The following is an 18,310-nucleotide window of genomic DNA, read 5'->3' as shown; positions in this document are numbered from 1 at the left end:
AGGGTAAGTTTCACTTTCGAGGTATCCGTGCTGAAAAAAAGTCAGCTCTTCGGAACGGATTGGCTCGGTTGTTCCCCGCGGCACGAACAGCTAAAATAAAAATTTATCAGAAAAATAATAAAGGAAAAGTTTTGGAGTTTTATGTGTAAATTTCCCTGTGAATAAGTTGCACGGTGGACAAATTGTATTTGCATGCAATTATGGTTATGTTTGTAGCACGGAAATTGCAGGGTGGTCAATCAGAAGGATTTTGTTTAATTTGAAAGTGATGAAAAAAAACGAATTGAGCTTTTTTTTGGGAAATTTGAAACATGGGATTATCGGTGGGATGCTATGTATAGCGGTATTGGCAGTACAGGCACAAACCACTGAGACAGCACCCAGCAATCCCAATGTACGGTTGGGACAAAAAGCGTTGATCGACGGTGATTTTAAAGCGGCGGCCAACCATTTGCAAAAGGCTCTGCCAGCTGAAGCCAGCGATCCGGATGTGATGTATATGTTGGGATATTCGCAATATCAGATTGGTGAATATAAAAAAGCATTGGCATCTTTCGGTAAAGTTATACAACTGCTCCCGGAACACGAATCCGCTTATTATTATCGCGGAAAGGCAAATAATATACTTGCGGTTCAAACGGATACGAAAATAAGTTCTGCCAACCGCGAAAAGATGCTGAACGAAGCGATAGCCGATTATACCAAAGCCATCGAACTGAATGGCAACGATGCGAAATACTATCAGAATCGGGGCATAGCCTACCGGGATCTTGGGATTTTGCGCGGAACCGAAGGCACGGCAAATTACGATAAAGCACTAGCCTCCGAATCGTACGATAAAAGTATTGCAGATTTTGAACAGGTGTTGACGATGACACCGGGCAAAAAGGATATACAAACCGAAGTCAAGAAAGCAAAAGTATACCGGGATAACCTTAAGTAAGGAATCCCGCTACCCGCTTATTGCAGGACCCCTCTTATTGAATACTGGCTTTCGCCGATGAGACGGACCTGCTGTTGTTTATCGATTTGATAAAGTGAATCAGGATAATAATCGAGACGTTCCTCGGTTTGGTAAAGCATATTGCTGGCATGGTTAATAATGGCAATATGCTTTACTTTTTCGTTCTCATCTTTTTCTATGCTGATTTTTTGAGTGCGCAATTCGGGGTCAGTACTCGTATACGTAAGCAAACGGTCGGTACTGTCTACCCGATAGCTGTTCTGCCATGCCGGCTTGTTAATGTCTGAATCCATAAACAAAGCCAATTCATTTTTCCAGTCGTTTATTTGCACGGACTTACCTTCCGACATACCATTTCTGGATACGGTCTTTTCAACAGTGGGCGCTAGTTTTGTGAGGCGAGTAGCTTCACTCCGGAAAAATTCTTCCAAGCTAAAATAGGAGCTTGCCATAGCAGATGATGCAGGCGTATTATCAGGCCGGGTACAGGCACAACATCCTACTAGCCCAAGAAAAGCGAGATGGATGTGAAATGCAAATGCACTTTTACGTTGACCCATCGTTAAATCAATACGTTCCCGTTCATTTCATTTGGTATGGGCAGTTCCAAAAGCTTCAAAACGGTGGGTGCAATATCGCCCAATTTTCCGTTGGATATCGCGGTATGATCCTTGTCAATTAAGATACAGGGCACCAAATTGGTCGTGTGGGCGGTATTAACAGAACCGTCTTCGTTAATCATGAACTCTGCATTACCGTGGTCGGCAATGATGATAAAAGAATATCCAAATTTTACGCCACACTCCACTACCTGCCGCAAGCAGCTGTCTACAGTCTCAACGGCCTTGACAACAGCTTCGAAAACGCCGGTATGTCCAACCATATCCGGATTGGCAAAGTTCAGACAAATGAAATCAGGCTGATGGTCGGTAATGTCATTACAAATTGCATCTGCTACACCTTGCGCACTCATTTCTGGTTGCAGATCGTAAGTAGCTACCTTGGGAGAGGGAATGAGAATCCGGTTTTCGCCGGTGAATTCTTTTTCGCGTCCACCCGAAAAAAAGAAAGTGACATGTGGGTATTTTTCTGTCTCTGCAATGCGTGTCTGGGTTTTTCCATTGGCTTCCAGTACTTCCCCGAGCGTATTGGTGAGATTTTCTTTAAGGAATAAGACGTCAACCTCCTTAAATGTTTCATCGTAGGTTGTCATGGTCAAATAGCGCAATTCTAAGGGATACATGTTGTATTCCGGGAAATCACGCTGTGTAAGCGCGATCGTGATTTCACGTCCCCTGTCTGTGCGGAAATTGAAACATACCACAACATCTCCGTTTTTCAGGGTTACTAGGGGAGTTCCGTGGGCGTCGGTTTTGACAATGGGCTTTACAAATTCATCCGTAATGCCTTCGTTGTAAGATTGCTGGATGGATTGGGCGATATCCTGAGTAGCGGTTCCCGTCCCATGAACAAGCAGATCATACGCTTGTTTGACGCGCTCCCACCGGTTGTCGCGGTCCATCGCGTAATACCTTCCTATTGCGGAGGCAAGGCGACCTCCGTTTGACCCTAAAAATTGTTCAATGTCGGTGACATAGCCAATGCCTGAGTTCGGATCGGTATCCCGTCCATCCAGAAAGGCGTGGACAAATACCTGATCGCTGCTTATCCCAGCATTTTTTGCGGCCACACACAACCCTTTGAGGTGTTGGGTGTGCGCATGGACGCCACCATCGGAAAGCAATCCGATGAAATGTACGGCCCTGCCATTGGCTTTGGCATACTCAAAAGCCGACTGTAGGACTTCATTCCGGTTCAATTCACCATCTTTTACCGCTTTATGAATTCTGCCAAGCTCCTGATAAACCACTCTTCCAGCCCCCAGATTCATGTGGCCGACCTCTGAATTACCCATTTGACCTTCCGGCAAACCTACGGCCTCGCCGGAAGCTTCCAGTTTCGAATGGGGATATCGAGTAAGTAGCTGGTCCAAATAGGGAGTATTTGCCGCTAAGACGGCATTCGAGCGATCTTCTTTGCCATAACCCAATCCATCCAGGATAATGAGTGCAACTTTTTTCTTGGTATTCACGATACAAATATAACGATTTAAAGGGAACCTACGGAAAAGGGAAGTTACGCATTTTTGAAATGTGGCATGTTTTTAGCTATAAACTTCTTAAAGAAAGTGGGTTTTTTAAAAGGGCTGTTTTCTGTAGAAAAAAGTCTACACTTTTTTGAAAGTCAAGATTGTTGGATAGTTAACAACGGTAACATTTGAATAAACTACTACTGTGAAAGTGATGGGAATCAGATTGATCAAAAGGGCAAAGCTAGTGGGGATAATGTGTTTGTTTGCAATGACGAGCGTTGCCCATATGAATGACGTCATTGATGATATTTCATCGTGTATCAAAAGCGCGAATACAAAGGAACTTTCTAAATACTTTTCCTCCACCGTGAGCATGATCTTATTGAACGATGAAGGTATTTACTCCCGTGTACAGGCTGAAATTATCCTGCGTGATTTTTTTGGAAGGAATACACCTACCAATGTAAAAATGGCTCACCGATTGGATTCCAACCCGAATTTCAGGTATGTAGTACTTAACCTGGAAACATCCAAGGATACTTTTCGTGTTTCTTATAAACTCACTAACAACGACAATACCTTTCAAGTGACCGAGTTTCGCGTAGAACCTATTTACTAACACCGTCAAATTTTATTTTTATTCGCTATTTTTTGTTTTAAATAGTCATCTTAGCAGCGTTTTTATTTACGCATGGGCCAACACTGCCTGATGATTGCAGTTGCTGGTCAATTTAGTATGTAGTTGTGACCAATGACTGAGAAAGAAAAAGGAGAACTGGTTCATTTTATTAAAGCGGCGCTTGCGGAAGATGTGGGAGATGGCGACCATACGTCACTATCTACCATTCCAGTAGAGAAAAGAGGGATCGCTCAATTGATAATTAAGGAATCTGGGACAGTAGCGGGAATAGAGGAAGCACTGACCGTACTCGAACAGGTGGATAAGGGGCTGCAGGTGGAAGTTTTTATGACCGACGGCCAGTCGGTGCGTGTGGGGGATGTGGTGATGTGTGTAGAAGGATGCATTCACAGCATTTTGTTAGCCGAACGGCTTCTGCTTAATATCATGCAACGTATGAGTGGGATTGCTACTGCCACCCGAAGGATTGTTGATGCCTTGGCCGGTACGCAAACCCGCGTGTTGGATACCCGGAAAACCACGCCTTTACTACGGTTTCTCGAAAAGAAAGCGGTTCGCTTAGGCGGTGGAGTAAACCATCGTTTTGGCTTATATGATATGATACTGATTAAGGATAATCATGTCGATTACGCAGGGGGGATCGGGGAAGCGATTGAAAAAGCAAACCATTACCGGGAAACATTGGATAAACCCATCGCGATCGAAATAGAAGTACGTAATCTGGAGGAGGTCAAAAAAGTATTGGAAGTGGGGAAGATAGAACGTATTATGCTTGATAATTTTAAACCAGCACAGATACGTGAAGCGGTTGCATGGATTGGCGGCCGGTTTGTAACGGAAGCGTCGGGTGGCATTACTGAAGAGAACGTCCGTGAATATGCCGAGACAGGAGTGGACTATATCTCCATCGGTGCGCTTACTCATTCCGTGAAAAGCTTAGACATGAGTTTGAAAGCAAAAATCGTATCTTGCAATTCATGATATCGGGTTACTTAGTCGGAGCAGTTGTATTGGCTTATCTGTTTGGTTCCATACCCACCGCTGTGTGGTTAGGACAGTCTTTTTACGGCGTGGATGTAAGAGAATATGGGAGTGGAAATGCCGGAGCAACCAACACATTCCGGGTATTGGGTACGAAGGCTGGTGTAGCTGTTATGATTATCGATATTTTAAAAGGATGGACAGCAACTAATTTGGCTTATTTTATAGGCCCCTCGGTTACCGGCCCGCAAGCGGCAGCCCAGTTTGTTAATTTCCAATTGGCACTGGGCGTAATCGCCGTAGTGGGACATCTGTTCCCTGTTTTTGCAGGGTTCAGGGGAGGGAAAGGAGTTGCAACCCTTTTCGGAATGATTCTGGCAGTTCACTTTCAGGCGGCGCTGGTGTGTGTTTCGGTTTTTCTCGTCGTGCTGTTGCTTACCCACTATGTATCACTGAGCTCTATCTGTGCAGGTTTCGCTTTTCCCTTCAGTATTGTCTTTTTATTTCATACTTCAGTGAAATCTGTCCTGCTTTACGGAATGTGTATCTGCGTGTTGATACTTATCACGCATCAAAAAAATATTGAACGCCTACTAAAGGGCAAAGAATCCAAAGTCTATCTCTTCCGGAAACGAGCCAGGGCTTGATCCGTAAATTCGGCATATATATTGCTTTAATTTCTCCGGATAACTTATCAATCTATCATAAAATTAGTTGCAATGAAACCATTTATGAAACATATTTGCGGGTTGCTGATAGTCGGAATAATCGCTTCCTGTGCTACTGTGCCGCTTACGGGACGGAAGCAATTAAGCTTGGTGAATGAATCGGAGATTCAGCAGCAGGCGGCACTCGTTTACAAAGATTTGCTTGGAGATTCCAAAACCAAAGTGATAAAGGGCACGTCCCAGGCTCAGTTGGTACAAAAGGTGGGAAAGAACATCGCCTCGGCAGTGACCCGGTTTCTGCAGGAAAACGGATACGGCAACCAATATGATTTTCAATGGGAATTTAACCTGATCCAGGAAGATCAGATCAATGCCTGGTGTATGCCGGGCGGCAAGGTTGCGGTATATACGGGAATCCTGCCGATTACCAAAAATGAAGCCGGACTGGCAACTGTAATGGGACATGAGGTGGCCCACGCCATTGCCAAGCATTCGGCCGAGCGTATGTCTCAATCTATCATTGCACAGGCTGGCGGGGTAGCAGTAGATGTAGCCACTGCTGAAAAGTCAAATACGACCCGGGCTGTGCTTAACACGGCCTATGGTTTAGGCGGGCAGCTTGCCTTGCTGAGTTATTCGCGCAATCAGGAAAGCGAAGCAGATCGCTTGGGATTGGTCTTTATGGCAATGGCGGGGTATAACCCTAACGAAGCTGTCGGTTTTTGGGAACGGATGGCACAGGCAAAACAATCGCAAGGTGGTGCGCCACCTGAATTTCTGAGCACCCACCCGAGCGACGCACGCCGCATCAACAATATCCAGAAGTTGATTCCAGAGGCAATGGGTTACTATAAGAAATAGTATGTTCTTGCGGTTTTTCGTATGTTTGTGCAGCGTTAAAAAACATACGAAAAGATGCTGAGTAAAACCGATGTTGCAGCAATCCGCACAGAATATAAAATGGGGCAATTGAGCGAAGGAGAGGTTGCTGCTGATGCAATCGAACAATTTCAGGCTTGGTTTGATCAAGCGATTGAGAAGCAGGTTATGGAACCCAATGCCATGACGCTATCCACAGTTTCAGCGTCGGGCCGTCCCTCTTCGAGAATTGTGTTGTTAAAACAAGTAAACGAATCCGGCTTTGGCTTTTATACCAATTACCAAAGTCAAAAAGGTCAGGAGTTAGCAGACAATCCGTATGCGGCGCTATTGTTTTTTTGGCCCGAGCTGCAAAGACAGGTACGGGTATCGGGCCGTACGATGAAGATGCCGTCTGAACTGTCCGATGCATATTTTCAATCAAGACCCAAGGCCAGTCAAATCGGCGCCATTGTTTCTCCTCAAAGCCAGGAGATCGTGGATCGTAATGTGCTTGATGTACCGCTGGCTGCAATGGAAGAGCGGTATAAGGACGTGAGTTCCCTCCCTAGGCCCGCTCATTGGGGCGGATATTGGCTTGTTCCCGAATCCATCGAGTTTTGGCAAGGACGGAGTGGCAGATTGCATGATCGGTTGCGCTATAGCAAACAGGGGAATAACTGGAAGATTACCCGTTTGGCTCCCTAATACCTATACGAAAATGGAAGAATTAATTACACGCATCCATGCACTTTTGATAGCTCAGTTCGGTGAGCAGGTAGCGACGATTGAATCATCGGGCTTGCAGCCTGCGTTGGTTGTTGATCCGGCCTTGTTACCGCAGGTGTGTTTGTTACTACGCGACCATGAGGACACTTATTTTGATTTCCTGTCCTGCATCAGTGCAGTCGATGATGGGATAGAGGCGGGTACTTTTACCGTCGTTTATCATTTAGCATCCATTCCTTACAACTATCAGCTTACACTCAAAGTGGTCGTGCCGAATGACCGGCGACTCGATAATCTGCCTTCGGTACCCAGTGTAAGCGGGGTGTGGCGGACAGCCGATTGGCATGAGCGGGAAGCATTTGATCTAATGGGCGTGTATTTTGAAGGACATCCGGATTTGAGACGTATTTTATTGCCGGAAGACTGGGAAGGGTATCCGTTGCGAAAGGATTATGAGGAGGCCGAAATGTACCACGGCATAGCTATTAAATGAGAATGCAGCTCAGCACACGATCTACCGATAACATGTCATTGCCAGATAATCCATACCGGCACGCACAACGTGTCTATGAAGAGCGATTAGCCGCAATAGGGGCCGAAGAGATGATTATTAATATGGGCCCCCAGCACCCATCGACGCACGGTGTACTGAGATTACAATTGATTACCGATGGTGAGCTGGTAAAAGAGGTAATTCCGCACATCGGCTACCTGCACCGTTGCTTTGAAAAGCATGCCGAATCCATGAATTATGGAAAAACTATTCCGTTTACCGATCGTATGGATTACCTGGCCTCGATGAATAACAGTCATGCATTTGTGATGGGGGTTGAGCGCATGCTGGGGATTGATCAGCAGATTCCCAAGCGGATCGAATACATCCGTGTGCTGGTATGTGAATTAAACCGTATCGCTTCCCATTTGATAGCCATTGGCACATACGGCATTGATATTGGTGCATTTACTCCATTCATGTGGTGTTTCCGGGATCGGGAACACATTATGAATATGTTAGAATGGGCATCCGGTTCGCGGATGCTCTATAATTATATTTGGGTCGGTGGACTGTTTTATGACCTGCCGGTGGATTTCGAATCCCGCTGTGGTGAGTTTATTAATTATTTCAAACCTAAATTGGTAGAGCTGGATGAATTGCTCACTGCAAACCAAATCTTTATCTCGCGAACAGCCAATATCGGCACGTTACCGGCGGATGTGGCGATCAATTACGGCTGCTCAGGGCCGATGCTCCGTGCCTCAGGCATTAAGTGGGATCTAAGGCGTGTCGATAATTATTCTGTGTATCCTGAAATTGAGTTTGATATTCCCGTCGGCAGCGGAGAAATGGGCAGCCTGGGCGATTGTTGGGATCGCTTCAAAGTACGTGTTGATGAAATCAGAGAATCTGTCCGTATCATCGAGCAATGCCTCGAACGATTGACCAGGGAGCTGAAGCGTACAGCCGACTTTGATCCGAGGGCACTTGTACCGAAGAAAGTAAATGTAAAGGCACAAGATTATTATGTACGGGCTGAAAACCCGAAAGGTGAGCTGGGGTTTTACTTTGTGACCCAGGAGAAAAGTGACATTCCGAAACGGGTTAAAGCAAGAGGGCCGAGTTTTCATAATCTTTCCGTTTTGCCGGAGTTGGCGAAAGGCGTACTGATTGCGGATCTTGTCGCAATACTGGGATCGATCGATATCGTATTGGGTGAAGTGGATCGCTAAAAAAAAACAATAAATAATTTTTGGAATATCTAAAATAAACCTTACTTTTGCGCCATCATAATTTAGGTTTATAATTGGTTAGTAAAGGTTTCCATTCTCCCCGTTTGGAAACCTTTTTTTATAGGGTATTTGCACTAAAAAAGCCGCTTTGGTAACAGACCAAAGCGGCTTTTTGTTCACTTTTATTACTTAGAAATAGAATTGAATACCAATGCTGGGAGCTAAGGAATTAGCATTCAGACCAAATGAATTGGTGGTGGTTTTTTCGCCTCCTTCTGGTTCCACTGAACTGTTTTGATAGTACAGACCTCTAACTGAAAATTCAATGCCAACTTTGCTGGTTGGGAAATAAGCAAAACCCGGAGACAGTGCTACACCATAACGTGCAGTGTTGTTAACTTTCGTATCGTCAACTTTGGATGTACCCCAACCCATCGGTACAGACAGTTGCCCGAAAAATTTAAAATCGCCATCTCCTTTATACAAACGAGCAAAAGGTGCGGCTGAAAATTCGCCAATTTTTGATTTTTCGCTGCCATCGTCGCTTTGAGACCATGAGTATCCGAAACCTAAACCTACAGCAATGTTATCGCTGACGAATACGCCGACATTTGGTAGGATAGAAAAACTTTGAATGCTACCATCTACGTCTTGTATTTTGTTATAATTATAGGAAACATTTCCTCCAAGGATTGTCTTTCCTTTTTCAGTTTGTGCATTCGCAGCAAACGTTACAGCAACAGCAGCAGATAAGGTTAAAAATAGTTTTTTCATTTTGTATATTTATTTAGTTAAACCATTTGTCAGTTCGTCTTTTTATATTAGACTATCTGACTTTGAAAGTCAATATGCAATACAAATGCCAAAACATGGGGGATAGGGGTTAACTGTGTCACGCTTGTGTCTGTTTTTGTAGAATATTCGTTCAATGCATTAAATTTCAGGAAAATCTAACTTGAATGGAAAGAGTTTGACAGTGAAATAGGAACAGACAGTGACATAAATTATCTGCATTGACTTTTTGACATTAAATGTCAGTGTCAATAATTAAGAGAGAGATATTTAAAAAAAAACCGGAGATCTGCATGCTCCGGGTTTTTTTAACACTGAAAATACCTCATTCGAAATATTCCTTTATTCGCTCAAAAAAGGTTTTTTCGCTTTTTCCGGGTTGCGGTCTGAAGTTCGGTGAATTTCGGAGGCGTTCCAATAATTCTTTTTCCTCGGATGATACGGCCTTGGGTGTCCATACGTTCACATATACCAACTGATCGCCTTTGTGATAGGAATTTACTTCGGGCACCCCTTTGCCTTTAAGCCGTAGAATTTTCCCTCCTTGGGTGCCGGGTTCAATTTTTATTTTCGCTTTGCCGTCTATGGTCGGAATTTCTGCGCTCGTCCCTAACGTTGCATCTACGAAATTAATGTACAGATCGTAAATGACATTGGTCCCGTCCCGTTTGAGCGTTTCATGAGGGATTTCGTCAATGAGGATGATCAAATCGCCCGGCACTCCACCGCGGGGAGCAGCATTTCCCTTTCCGCTCATGGACAGTTGCATGCCTTCGCTTACGCCTGCCGGGATGTTAATGCTGATGGTTTCCTCGCCACGCACCAATCCGTCGCCATGACACACCGGGCATTTTGCCGATATTTCCACGCCTTCACCGTTACAGGTAGGGCAGGTGCTGGTGGTTTGCATTTGGCCTAGAATGGTATTGGTTACTCGTCTGACGGTTCCCGTGCCTCCACAGGTACGGCAGTTGTGAAATGACGATTTGTCTTTTGCCCCACTTCCATCACAGGCAGTACAGACTACCTGTTTGTTTACTTTTATTTTCTTTTCAGAACCCTTTGCAATTTCCTGAAGGGTAAGCTTTACTTTAATACGGAGGTTAGAGCCTTTGGCTACTCGTCGCCCACCGCGTTGGCTGCCACCGCCCCCAAAGAAACTTTCAAAGGGACTGCCGCCACCGCCAAATATATCACCGAACTGGCTGAATATATCTTCCATATTCATGCCACCGCCACCGAAGCCGCCCGAAGCCCCCGAATGTCCAAAGCGATCATAGCGTTGCCGCTTTTCAGGATTACTGAGTATTTCATAGGCCTCAGCGGCTTCCTTGAATTTTTCCTCGGCTTCGGCGTTGCCCGGGTTTTTGTCTGGATGATATTTGATCGCTAGCTTCCGGTAGGCAGATTTTATCTCCGCTTGGTCTGCATTGCGCGACACACCCAATACATCGTAGTAATCTCTTTTTGCCATGCGATTAGGAATTAACTGCCAACAACAACTTTGGCATGGCGCAATACCTTACCATGTAAAAAGTAGCCTTTTTCAATTTCATCAATTACTTTGCCTTTCAGGTCATCGCTTGGGGCGGGTACGTTTGTAATTGCTTCCTGTAGTTCGGCATCAAAAGGTTTTCCGATCGATTCCATTTCGGTTAACCCTTGGAGGGTTAATATATTTTTCAGCTTTTGGCCAACCAGTGAAACACCTTCTTTTACCGGACCCAGCTCAGTTGCTGTTTCGAAAGCCTTTATCGCCCGGTCAAAATCATCAATTACCGGCAATAAATTGCTGATAATTTCCTTGCCGGCGGTCTGCATGAGCTCAACCCGTTCTTTGGCAATCCGGCGTTTGTAATTGTCAAATTCCGCATATAAACGTAGGTATTTATCATTGGCCGCAGCCAATTCAGCCGCCAATTGCTGTTCGGGTGTCGACTCTTCCTTGGCAGGTTCGGTCCCCTTTTGGGGTTTAGCTGCTTCGGCCGATTGCGTTTCCGGTGCAGTAGATTGATTTTCTCCCATTATGTCGTTATTATCCTGATCTTTTTTTTTCTTGTACTTTGTCATACGCGTTCCATCGCTTTATCAACCTTGAGGTTGCAGCCGCAATTTCATTGCCATTACAAAAAGACCGCCACCCTGTCAGTTTTTCTGGGTTGTATGCTTACAAATTGGCGTATTTTATGGCAGGCTTTGCAGTCGAATGCCTATATTGACCCTATATTGACACATTGTCCAGTAAAGCCCCGTTGGCTGTTTTGATAATCCTTGAAGGCATGTTCCGGATGATCTGGTAATCATGTGTTGCCATCAAAATGGAGGTGCCCGAACGGCTGATTTCTCTTAACAACAATACGATTTCTTCCGATGTTTCAGGGTCGAGATTTCCGGTAGGTTCATCGGCAAGGATAACTTCTGGATTGTTTAGCAACGCACGAGCAATCACAACCCGTTGTTGCTCACCGCCGGACAGCTCATGTGGCATTTTCTTGAGTTTGGAACGCAGGCCCACTTTCTCCAAAACATCAAGCATCCGATTGTTAATCAATGCTTTGTCTTTCCATCCGGTAGCCCGTAAAGCAAACTCGAGGTTCTTTTCTACGGTCCGATCGGTGAGCAGGTGGAAATCCTGGAAAACAATGCCTAATTTCCGTCTTAGGTAGGGGACTTCACGTTCGCTGAGTTTTTTTAAGTCAAAGCCGGCCACCATTCCCTCTCCGCTGGCAATGTGCAGATCTCCGTAAATAATTTTCAATAGGCTGCTCTTACCGCTTCCCGTTTGACCAATGAGAAACACAAATTCACCTTTGTCGATTTTGAGATTTACATTTGCTAATACCAAATGCTTAGGTTGGTAGATGTCAACATTTTTGAGTGTGATTACCGTATCGCCGATCATAAATCCGTAATTTCTAATTTTTTAATTTGTCCAAAAGGCATTTCTTTGACGACTTCCATAATTCGCTCCGCCTGATCGCCCAGTCCCAGTTTGTCGAGGGACTTATCCGGTCGGTCGACCCGGAAATAAGCCAACAACGTAAATGAATCGTCACGCAATTGGACATAATCCGGTATTTTGGCCACGCCCTTGACTTTCATGACATACATCGTGTGGCAAAGTTAGCATTAATTGGGTGAAAGCGAAAGGCTTCATCGGTGTTCTGCCAAAAAACCCAGCGTATTCACGCCGTCGGCGTAATCGTCCAATGCAGGTTCCTGGCTCCGGCCGGGCATAACTACCGGTGTGGTGATTGCCAGCGGCTCCGTACTTACCACGCATTGCAATTGAGGTGCCAGCATATCCAGTCGTTCCGTCAACTCCCGATGGTTCGCATACGTTTCCATATATAGAACGGCCAATGGAGATGCAGTGCGTTGATCGGGTTTGACCAGCAGGAATCCATTGTCATAATGGGTGTCGCCGTTTATAAGATAAATCGACTTATTGTAGTCGTAGTTATTGACGTATTTGTGGTGGTTGATGATCGCTGAAAACTGCGTTATCCCTTCAAAGAATGTAGAGATATCATATCCTTGGGGTACGAAAAATTTCGATACACTGCGGCATCCAAGTCCGAAGTAATCAAAAATGTCGTTGCCCAGCTCCTGAATAACTGCAGATGTCTCCTTTCCGGTCAGTACCGCGATGCTGTTGCGATTTTTTCGGATAATATGGGGAACCTTGCCAAAATAATAGGAAAAATACCGCGCGCTGTTATCATTGCCCGTGGCAATAACCAAATCGAAATTTTTAAGCCGTTCGCTTATTGCAATCTTCGACGAAAAACGGGGTTCGATTTCCTGTAATTTACGTAGCACATGTGCTGTCAATACCGGGTCATCGGCTGATGTTTTTACCTGGATGTTGAATCCCGCACAAAGCGCGCTTAGCATGTCGTGAAATCCAACTAAGGGAATGTTGCCGGCTAAAATCAGTCCGACCGTTTTTTCCGTCTCTGCGTGAAAAGAGTAGGGAGTTAACCATTGGGTTAAATTTGGCACCGATAGGAGAGCCCCAGTCGTGGTAAGGGCTTTCCTTACATTAGCAGGTGTAAACCAAGCGTTGTGATGATGAGCCCGTTCAATAACCTGCTGCAGATCTGCGCTGTTGGATCGCAGGTAGTCACCCAATAAAGCGAATGCATTGATGCGTTGTTCCTGTGTCAAAATGTCAATTTTAGCACCTATTTAGATAATATTGTTGTATATTTGCAAAAAATATGTAAGCCGATGAACAAAAAGACTACTAACTTTGTAGTAATATTTTGCTGATCAGGCTGCAAAAATAGGTTTTTTATTTTTATCAATATACTGTAAGATTAGATGGCAATAAAGATAACAGATGAATGCATCAATTGCGGGGCTTGCGAACCGGAATGCCCTAATAACGCAATATATGATGCGGGGGTGAGTTGGCGGTTTTCCGAGGGGACGGAACTCAGGGGAGTGATAGATTTTGGTGACGGAACGACACTCGACGCCGATGAGGAACAAGCAGCAATTTCAGATGAAGTGTATTACATCGTTTCGGATAAATGCACAGAGTGTGTGGGATTTCATGATGAACCTCAATGTGCTGCGGTTTGTCCGGTAGACTGTTGTGTGGATGACGAAGACGTCCGCGAAACAGAAGACGAATTATTGGCAAAAAAAGCTTGGCTCCACGGGGAGTAAGATACAGTTTATATTATTTCCGACCGATAAAATAAAAGGCTCCTATCAAACAGATAGAGGCCTTTTTGTTTATGGGATCAACATTTGCTGGGTACTACCAATACGGGGCAGGAGGCCCTCCTCAATACACTTTCGGATACGCTGCCTGATATGAAATGGTCAAAACCGGTGCGTCCGTGCGTACCCATAATAATCAGGTCTGCAGCCCATTCACTGGCAACGGAAAGTATTTCCTGTTTGGGAGTGCCTATACGGCTGAAAGTGAAAACCTCTTTCACGTCGTGGAATTCCTTACTGAGTTCATCCAGCAATTTCTTTGAATTTTCTTCCTGTATTTCTGTGGTTTCGGGAATAATAATGGGCTGTTGCCCCATCAATGGATCGGCCCCATAGTTTGTGGGGGAGGCGGGTTCGATAACGTGGATCAATGCCACGGACGACTCCATGTTTTTGGCAAGGTTATAGCCGTGCTGTAACGCTTTTTTTGAACACTCACTGTCATCAGTCGCAATGAGTATGCGCTGGTATTTTATGGGTTTTGTTTCCATAACAATGGGGGTTGATGTCTTTAACTTTACGTAAAGATAACAACTATTTATGAAATTTGGTTTGGGTACCCGGTAAAATAAATTCTTTCGCCGGTTACGTCAATTGCTGCATAAGCTTGTCAAATTCAGCCCGCAATGCAGCCAATTCGGATTCCACTTTTGCCAGACGGCTTGCCAGTTCCGCAGACGATCCCATATCCTGAAAATCAATGTCGTCATCGTCCGGGAGTTCTCCTCCTCCCAACAGGTGCATATAGCGTGCTTCTTTTTGTCCCGGGCGTTTTGCCAACTGCCTGACATAAGGTTGCTCCGCATTTGCGAGGTTGTCCAATATCGACTGAACTTCCTCAAGCGATTCAAATTCATGCATTCTCCCCGAGTTGGTATTCAGCTCACCGGGCGTCTGGGCACCCCGCAGTAGTAGTAAACAAATAATTGTCACCTCCGCAGGGATGACCGGATACACCACCGCAAAATTGTGTTTGTATTTGGTTACCCGGCTTGAACCGCCCGTGACGGTCGAGACCAGCCCTTTTTTCCGAAGCGAATCCAGCGTGGTAATAACGGTATTATCGTCATACCTCACCACGGGTTTCCGCGATGTCTTTTGATTGCACGCGGCAACCAGCGCGTTTAGCGTCAGGGGATAGTATTCGGGCGTTGCTTTTGCTTTCTCCATCAGCGCACCCAAAACACGCTGCTCTTCGGCAGACAAAATAGGAAGTGGCGGTATCGTATCCATGATTTCTGGTTTATGCGTTATTGTCAATTGCCAAAAATGATATTTTTATCAGAAATAAGCAAGCTGATGTTCGTTGTTTGCTATCTTCGCCCTGTGTTGAAAATTGCCTATCATCCGAGCTATGCACATCCGCTGCCTGAGGGTCATCGCTTCCCGATGGAGAAGTATGAATTGATTCCTGCTCAACTGCTTTATGAAGGCACAGTGCAGGCTGATAGCTTTTTTGAACCTGTAAAGGCAGATTTTAAAACGATTGCACTTGCGCACGCCACTGGTTACTGCCGCCAGTTACTTGACTTGACACTTTCTCCCTCAATGGTCAGACGCATCGGCTTTCCACTGTCGGCGGCATTGGTAGATCGCGAACTCCGCATTGTGCAGGGTACGCTGGAAGCATGCGGGTTTGCGAATCAATATGGCGTTGCATTTAATGTAGCCGGTGGAACCCACCATGCGGGATATAATTGGGGTGAAGGTTTTTGCCTGCTTAACGACCAAGCGGTTGCCGCAGCTTACCTGATCCACAGCAGAATTTGTCGCCAGGTGCTGGTCGTCGATTTAGACGTGCATCAAGGGAATGGAACTGCTCAGATCTTTGCCGGTGAGCCCCGTGTATTCACTTTTTCGATGCACAGTGAACGTAATTTTCCATTCCGAAAAGAGCGTTCGGATGTGGATGTGGGATTGCCTGAAGGAACAGGCGACGAAGCCTATCTTGCGGTACTGGAACACCAGCTACAGGCTATTTTTCCGCGCGTGCAGCCCGATTTCGTGTTCTACCAGGCGGGAGTTGATGTGCTCGCAACCGATAAACTAGGCAAATTGGCACTGACCCCTGCTGGCTGCCGCCGACGGGACGAATTGGTGTTTGAATATTGCCGCGCACATAAGGTACCTCTTCAGGTGAGCATGGGAGGAGGATATTCCCTCCGCATCCGGGATATTGTGGACGCCCATTGCCAAACATTTAAGGTCGCAGCGCGCATTTACGATTGAACTGTTAAAAAAATAACTAACTATGTTTTACTATACCGATGCCGTAATTGAACAATTGGCCATTCACCGGGTGGGTAACAAATTGCAGGATGAATTTTATGTATTGAGTGAAAAGACCGTCGATTTGGCTGACGGTGTGCTTAGCCAACTGCTGATGCATTATTTCCTGAACCCGTTTACCAAGCTGAACGAAGTTTACCGGCTATTCCATACCACCGATACGCTTTCATTGAATGAAATCTTTCATTTTTCAAATGCGTTTTTTACCGGTGAACTCGGATTCCTGGAATTTAGTCAACAGATATCTAAACACCTATTCGAAGTATCCAATCACCCAAACATAAAAGGGGGAGAGCTTTACGTCGTACACCTGCGTGATGTTCAGTTGGAAGGGGAGGTCCATGAAGCGATCGGAATATTCAAATCCGAAAATAAAGAGGCCTACTTGAAAATCTCGCCGGTACAGGGTGCCTTTGATCTGGATTATGAGCAGGAAGCCATCAATATCAATAAGCTTGACAAGGGGTGTCTTATTATCAATACGGATGCCGACGAAGGTTACAAAGTATTGGTGATAGACCAGACAAACCGGCAACAGGAAGCCGTTTACTGGAAGGATGATTTTCTGGGTGTGCGGGTGCGTAATGACGCGTTCAACCAAACGGGAAATTTCCTGAAAGTATACAAGAAATTTGTCAATGAAGAATTGGATGAAGCATTTGAGTTGCAGCGGGCTGATAAAATCGATCTCCTGAACCGCTCGATGGATTATTTCAAGCATAAAGAAACATTCAAGCAAGATGAATTTGCTGAAGAGGTGCTTGGTAATCCGCAGGCTGCTGGACTTTTCAACACCTATCGCCAGCAGTTCGAGGAGGAATTTGATGCCCCATTCGGTGATCAGTTTGCCATTTCAAGCCAGGCGGTAAAGAAGGTGCAAGCTACCTACAAAAGCGTATTGAAATTGGATAAGAATTTCCACGTCTATGTGCATGGGAAACGGGAGTTCATCGAGAAGGGATACGATGACGAAAAGGGGATGAATTACTATATATTATATTTTAACGAAGAGCACTGATTCCAGCAACATTTCCAGATTCTTTCCAGATTTCGCCGCTACTTTGGCCTTCATTCAATCAAGGCAATTAACCTGGAAAACTTTATGAGTAAGAATAAGGATAATGTGTTCAGCGAGGTAATAAAAAAGCCTTCTGATTTTAAATTTGGTGCTACAGTTGCAAGTGCGTTCGATGACATGGTGGAGCGTTCTGTTCCATTTTACAACGAAATACAGCGGATGATCATCGAACAGGCCGCGGAGTTTGCAGTTCCGGGTACCAACGTGTATGACTTGGGTTGTTCAACAGGGACTACCTTCCTCAACTTGGATCCCTATGTGGATAAAGACGTCCATTTTGTCGGCATCGACGACTCGAAGGATATGCTTGAAAAATGTGCGGCCAAGCTCCAGGAAGCCAAACTTTCCCGGAAATATGAATTAAAGAATGTCGATCTGCATGATCATTTTGAAATTGAGAATGCATCGGTCGTTATTTTGTGCCTGACGATGCAGTTTGTAAGGCCGATATACCGCGAGAAATTGTTAAAAAAGATCTATGATGGACTTGTGCCGGGCGGAGTTCTGATTATTTCAGAGAAAATACTGGCAGAAGACAGCTTGTTTAACCGCAATTTTATTAAATACTATTACGATTATAAAAGACGCAATCACTACAGCGAGCTGGAGATTTCACAGAAACGCGAGGCACTCGAAAATGTACTGATTCCTTATAAGCTGAGTGAAAACCTCAAGCTGTTGATGGAAGCAGGATTCAGTCATACGGAAGTCTTTTTCAAATGGTATAATTTTTCCGGATTCACGGCCATCAAATAAC

The 18,310-nt window shown here is 45.1% G+C and carries 22 protein-coding genes; 12 read left to right on the top strand and 10 right to left on the bottom strand.

Features of this window, described 5'->3' with window-relative positions; genetic code table 11:
* Nucleotides 1–268 precede the first annotated feature (268 nt).
* Nucleotides 269–943, top strand: a complete 675-nt coding sequence (locus IEX60_RS21605) for a tetratricopeptide repeat protein (protein WP_188753475.1) — start codon at nucleotides 269–271, stop codon at nucleotides 941–943.
* A 17-nt stretch (nucleotides 944–960) separates the two neighbouring features.
* On the opposite strand, the gene IEX60_RS21600 is transcribed toward IEX60_RS21605, so the two are convergent.
* Together IEX60_RS21600 and gpmI are read right to left on the bottom strand one after the other, a co-directional pair.
* Nucleotides 961–1,416, bottom strand: a complete 456-nt coding sequence (locus tag IEX60_RS21600; RefSeq protein ID WP_188753474.1) for a hypothetical protein — start codon at nucleotides 1,414–1,416, stop codon at nucleotides 961–963.
* 110 nt (nucleotides 1,417–1,526) lie between these two features.
* A complete protein-coding gene (gene gpmI, locus IEX60_RS21595) occupies nucleotides 1,527–3,059 on the bottom strand; it encodes a 2,3-bisphosphoglycerate-independent phosphoglycerate mutase (RefSeq protein WP_188753526.1) in 1,533 nt (510 codons plus the stop codon).
* 283 nt (nucleotides 3,060–3,342) lie between these two features.
* Here gpmI and IEX60_RS21590 point away from each other — a divergent pair, with 283 nt between their 5' ends.
* The 7 genes from IEX60_RS21590 to IEX60_RS21560 all read left to right on the top strand — a co-directional run bounded on the left by IEX60_RS21590 (nucleotide 3,343) and on the right by IEX60_RS21560 (nucleotide 8,660).
* Complete coding sequence (locus IEX60_RS21590; RefSeq protein ID WP_188753473.1) at nucleotides 3,343–3,675, top strand: DUF4783 domain-containing protein; 333 nt, start codon at nucleotides 3,343–3,345, stop codon at nucleotides 3,673–3,675.
* Nucleotides 3,676–3,807: 132 nt separating this feature from the next.
* Nucleotides 3,808–4,677, top strand: a complete 870-nt coding sequence (gene nadC / locus IEX60_RS21585; protein WP_188753472.1) for a carboxylating nicotinate-nucleotide diphosphorylase — start codon at nucleotides 3,808–3,810, stop codon at nucleotides 4,675–4,677.
* Nucleotides 4,674–5,324: a glycerol-3-phosphate 1-O-acyltransferase PlsY gene (gene plsY, locus IEX60_RS21580; RefSeq protein WP_188753525.1), complete on the top strand. Its 651-nt coding sequence runs from the start codon at nucleotides 4,674–4,676 to the stop codon at nucleotides 5,322–5,324. Before nadC ends, plsY begins: the two co-directional genes overlap by 4 nt.
* Nucleotides 5,325–5,408: 84 nt before the next feature.
* Entirely contained in the window at nucleotides 5,409–6,206 is a 798-nt protein-coding gene (locus IEX60_RS21575) for a M48 family metallopeptidase (protein ID WP_188753471.1), read from the top strand.
* A 54-nt stretch (nucleotides 6,207–6,260) separates the two neighbouring features.
* Nucleotides 6,261–6,911 carry a pyridoxamine 5'-phosphate oxidase gene (gene pdxH / locus IEX60_RS21570; RefSeq protein WP_188753470.1) on the top strand — a complete coding sequence of 217 codons (651 nt, stop codon included), beginning with the start codon at nucleotides 6,261–6,263 and terminating at the stop codon, nucleotides 6,909–6,911.
* Nucleotides 6,912–6,924: 13 nt separating this feature from the next.
* Complete coding sequence (locus IEX60_RS21565; RefSeq protein ID WP_188753469.1) at nucleotides 6,925–7,425, top strand: NADH-quinone oxidoreductase subunit C; 501 nt, start codon at nucleotides 6,925–6,927, stop codon at nucleotides 7,423–7,425.
* Between the two features lie 110 nt (nucleotides 7,426–7,535).
* On the top strand, nucleotides 7,536–8,660 hold the full coding sequence (locus tag IEX60_RS21560) for an NADH-quinone oxidoreductase subunit D (protein ID WP_373285080.1): 1,125 nt from the start codon (nucleotides 7,536–7,538) through the stop codon (nucleotides 8,658–8,660).
* A 189-nt stretch (nucleotides 8,661–8,849) separates the two neighbouring features.
* Here the strand turns inward: IEX60_RS21560 and IEX60_RS21555 are convergent, their stop codons facing one another.
* The 6 genes from IEX60_RS21555 to IEX60_RS21530 all read right to left on the bottom strand — a co-directional run bounded on the left by IEX60_RS21555 (nucleotide 8,850) and on the right by IEX60_RS21530 (nucleotide 13,622).
* Entirely contained in the window at nucleotides 8,850–9,434 is a 585-nt protein-coding gene (locus IEX60_RS21555) for an outer membrane beta-barrel protein (RefSeq protein WP_188753468.1), read from the bottom strand.
* A gap of 343 nt (nucleotides 9,435–9,777) precedes the next feature.
* Complete coding sequence (gene dnaJ, locus IEX60_RS21550; protein WP_188753467.1) at nucleotides 9,778–10,926, bottom strand: molecular chaperone DnaJ; 1,149 nt, start codon at nucleotides 10,924–10,926, stop codon at nucleotides 9,778–9,780.
* A gap of 11 nt (nucleotides 10,927–10,937) precedes the next feature.
* A complete protein-coding gene (locus IEX60_RS21545) occupies nucleotides 10,938–11,522 on the bottom strand; it encodes a nucleotide exchange factor GrpE (protein ID WP_188753466.1) in 585 nt (194 codons plus the stop codon).
* 151 nt (nucleotides 11,523–11,673) lie between these two features.
* Complete coding sequence (locus IEX60_RS21540) at nucleotides 11,674–12,354, bottom strand: cell division ATP-binding protein FtsE (protein WP_188753465.1); 681 nt, start codon at nucleotides 12,352–12,354, stop codon at nucleotides 11,674–11,676.
* A complete protein-coding gene (locus tag IEX60_RS21535; protein WP_188753464.1) occupies nucleotides 12,351–12,563 on the bottom strand; it encodes a fructose-6-phosphate aldolase in 213 nt (70 codons plus the stop codon). The genes IEX60_RS21540 and IEX60_RS21535 overlap by 4 nt, the downstream gene beginning before the upstream one ends.
* A gap of 42 nt (nucleotides 12,564–12,605) precedes the next feature.
* A complete protein-coding gene (locus tag IEX60_RS21530; RefSeq protein WP_188753463.1) occupies nucleotides 12,606–13,622 on the bottom strand; it encodes an acyl-CoA reductase in 1,017 nt (338 codons plus the stop codon).
* 156 nt (nucleotides 13,623–13,778) lie between these two features.
* Between IEX60_RS21530 and IEX60_RS21525 the strand changes: the two genes are divergently transcribed.
* On the top strand, nucleotides 13,779–14,129 hold the full coding sequence (locus IEX60_RS21525; RefSeq protein WP_188753462.1) for a 4Fe-4S dicluster domain-containing protein: 351 nt from the start codon (nucleotides 13,779–13,781) through the stop codon (nucleotides 14,127–14,129).
* A 77-nt stretch (nucleotides 14,130–14,206) separates the two neighbouring features.
* Here IEX60_RS21525 and IEX60_RS21520 read toward each other — a convergent pair whose 3' ends face one another.
* Together IEX60_RS21520 and IEX60_RS21515 are read right to left on the bottom strand one after the other, a co-directional pair.
* A complete protein-coding gene (locus IEX60_RS21520) occupies nucleotides 14,207–14,677 on the bottom strand; it encodes a universal stress protein (RefSeq protein WP_188753461.1) in 471 nt (156 codons plus the stop codon).
* 94 nt (nucleotides 14,678–14,771) lie between these two features.
* Nucleotides 14,772–15,419: a YceH family protein gene (locus IEX60_RS21515; RefSeq protein ID WP_188753460.1), complete on the bottom strand. Its 648-nt coding sequence runs from the start codon at nucleotides 15,417–15,419 to the stop codon at nucleotides 14,772–14,774.
* Between the two features lie 66 nt (nucleotides 15,420–15,485).
* Between IEX60_RS21515 and IEX60_RS21510 the strand changes: the two genes are divergently transcribed.
* The 3 genes from IEX60_RS21510 to cmoA all read left to right on the top strand — a co-directional run bounded on the left by IEX60_RS21510 (nucleotide 15,486) and on the right by cmoA (nucleotide 18,309).
* Nucleotides 15,486–16,415, top strand: a complete 930-nt coding sequence (locus IEX60_RS21510) for a histone deacetylase family protein (RefSeq protein WP_229717702.1) — start codon at nucleotides 15,486–15,488, stop codon at nucleotides 16,413–16,415.
* Nucleotides 16,416–16,437: 22 nt separating this feature from the next.
* Nucleotides 16,438–17,493: a nucleoid-associated protein gene (locus IEX60_RS21505; RefSeq protein WP_188753459.1), complete on the top strand. Its 1,056-nt coding sequence runs from the start codon at nucleotides 16,438–16,440 to the stop codon at nucleotides 17,491–17,493.
* A gap of 84 nt (nucleotides 17,494–17,577) precedes the next feature.
* The gene (cmoA, locus tag IEX60_RS21500) at nucleotides 17,578–18,309 is read left to right on the top strand and encodes a carboxy-S-adenosyl-L-methionine synthase CmoA (RefSeq protein ID WP_188753458.1); all 732 of its coding nucleotides are present in this window, start codon (nucleotides 17,578–17,580) and stop codon (nucleotides 18,307–18,309) included.
* Nucleotide 18,310 lies beyond the last annotated feature (1 nt).

It is taken from the genome of Parapedobacter defluvii (assembly GCF_014642075.1).
GTDB classification, from domain to species: domain Bacteria; phylum Bacteroidota; class Bacteroidia; order Sphingobacteriales; family Sphingobacteriaceae; genus Parapedobacter; species Parapedobacter defluvii.
This window is presented reverse-complemented; position numbering and strand designations above follow the sequence as displayed.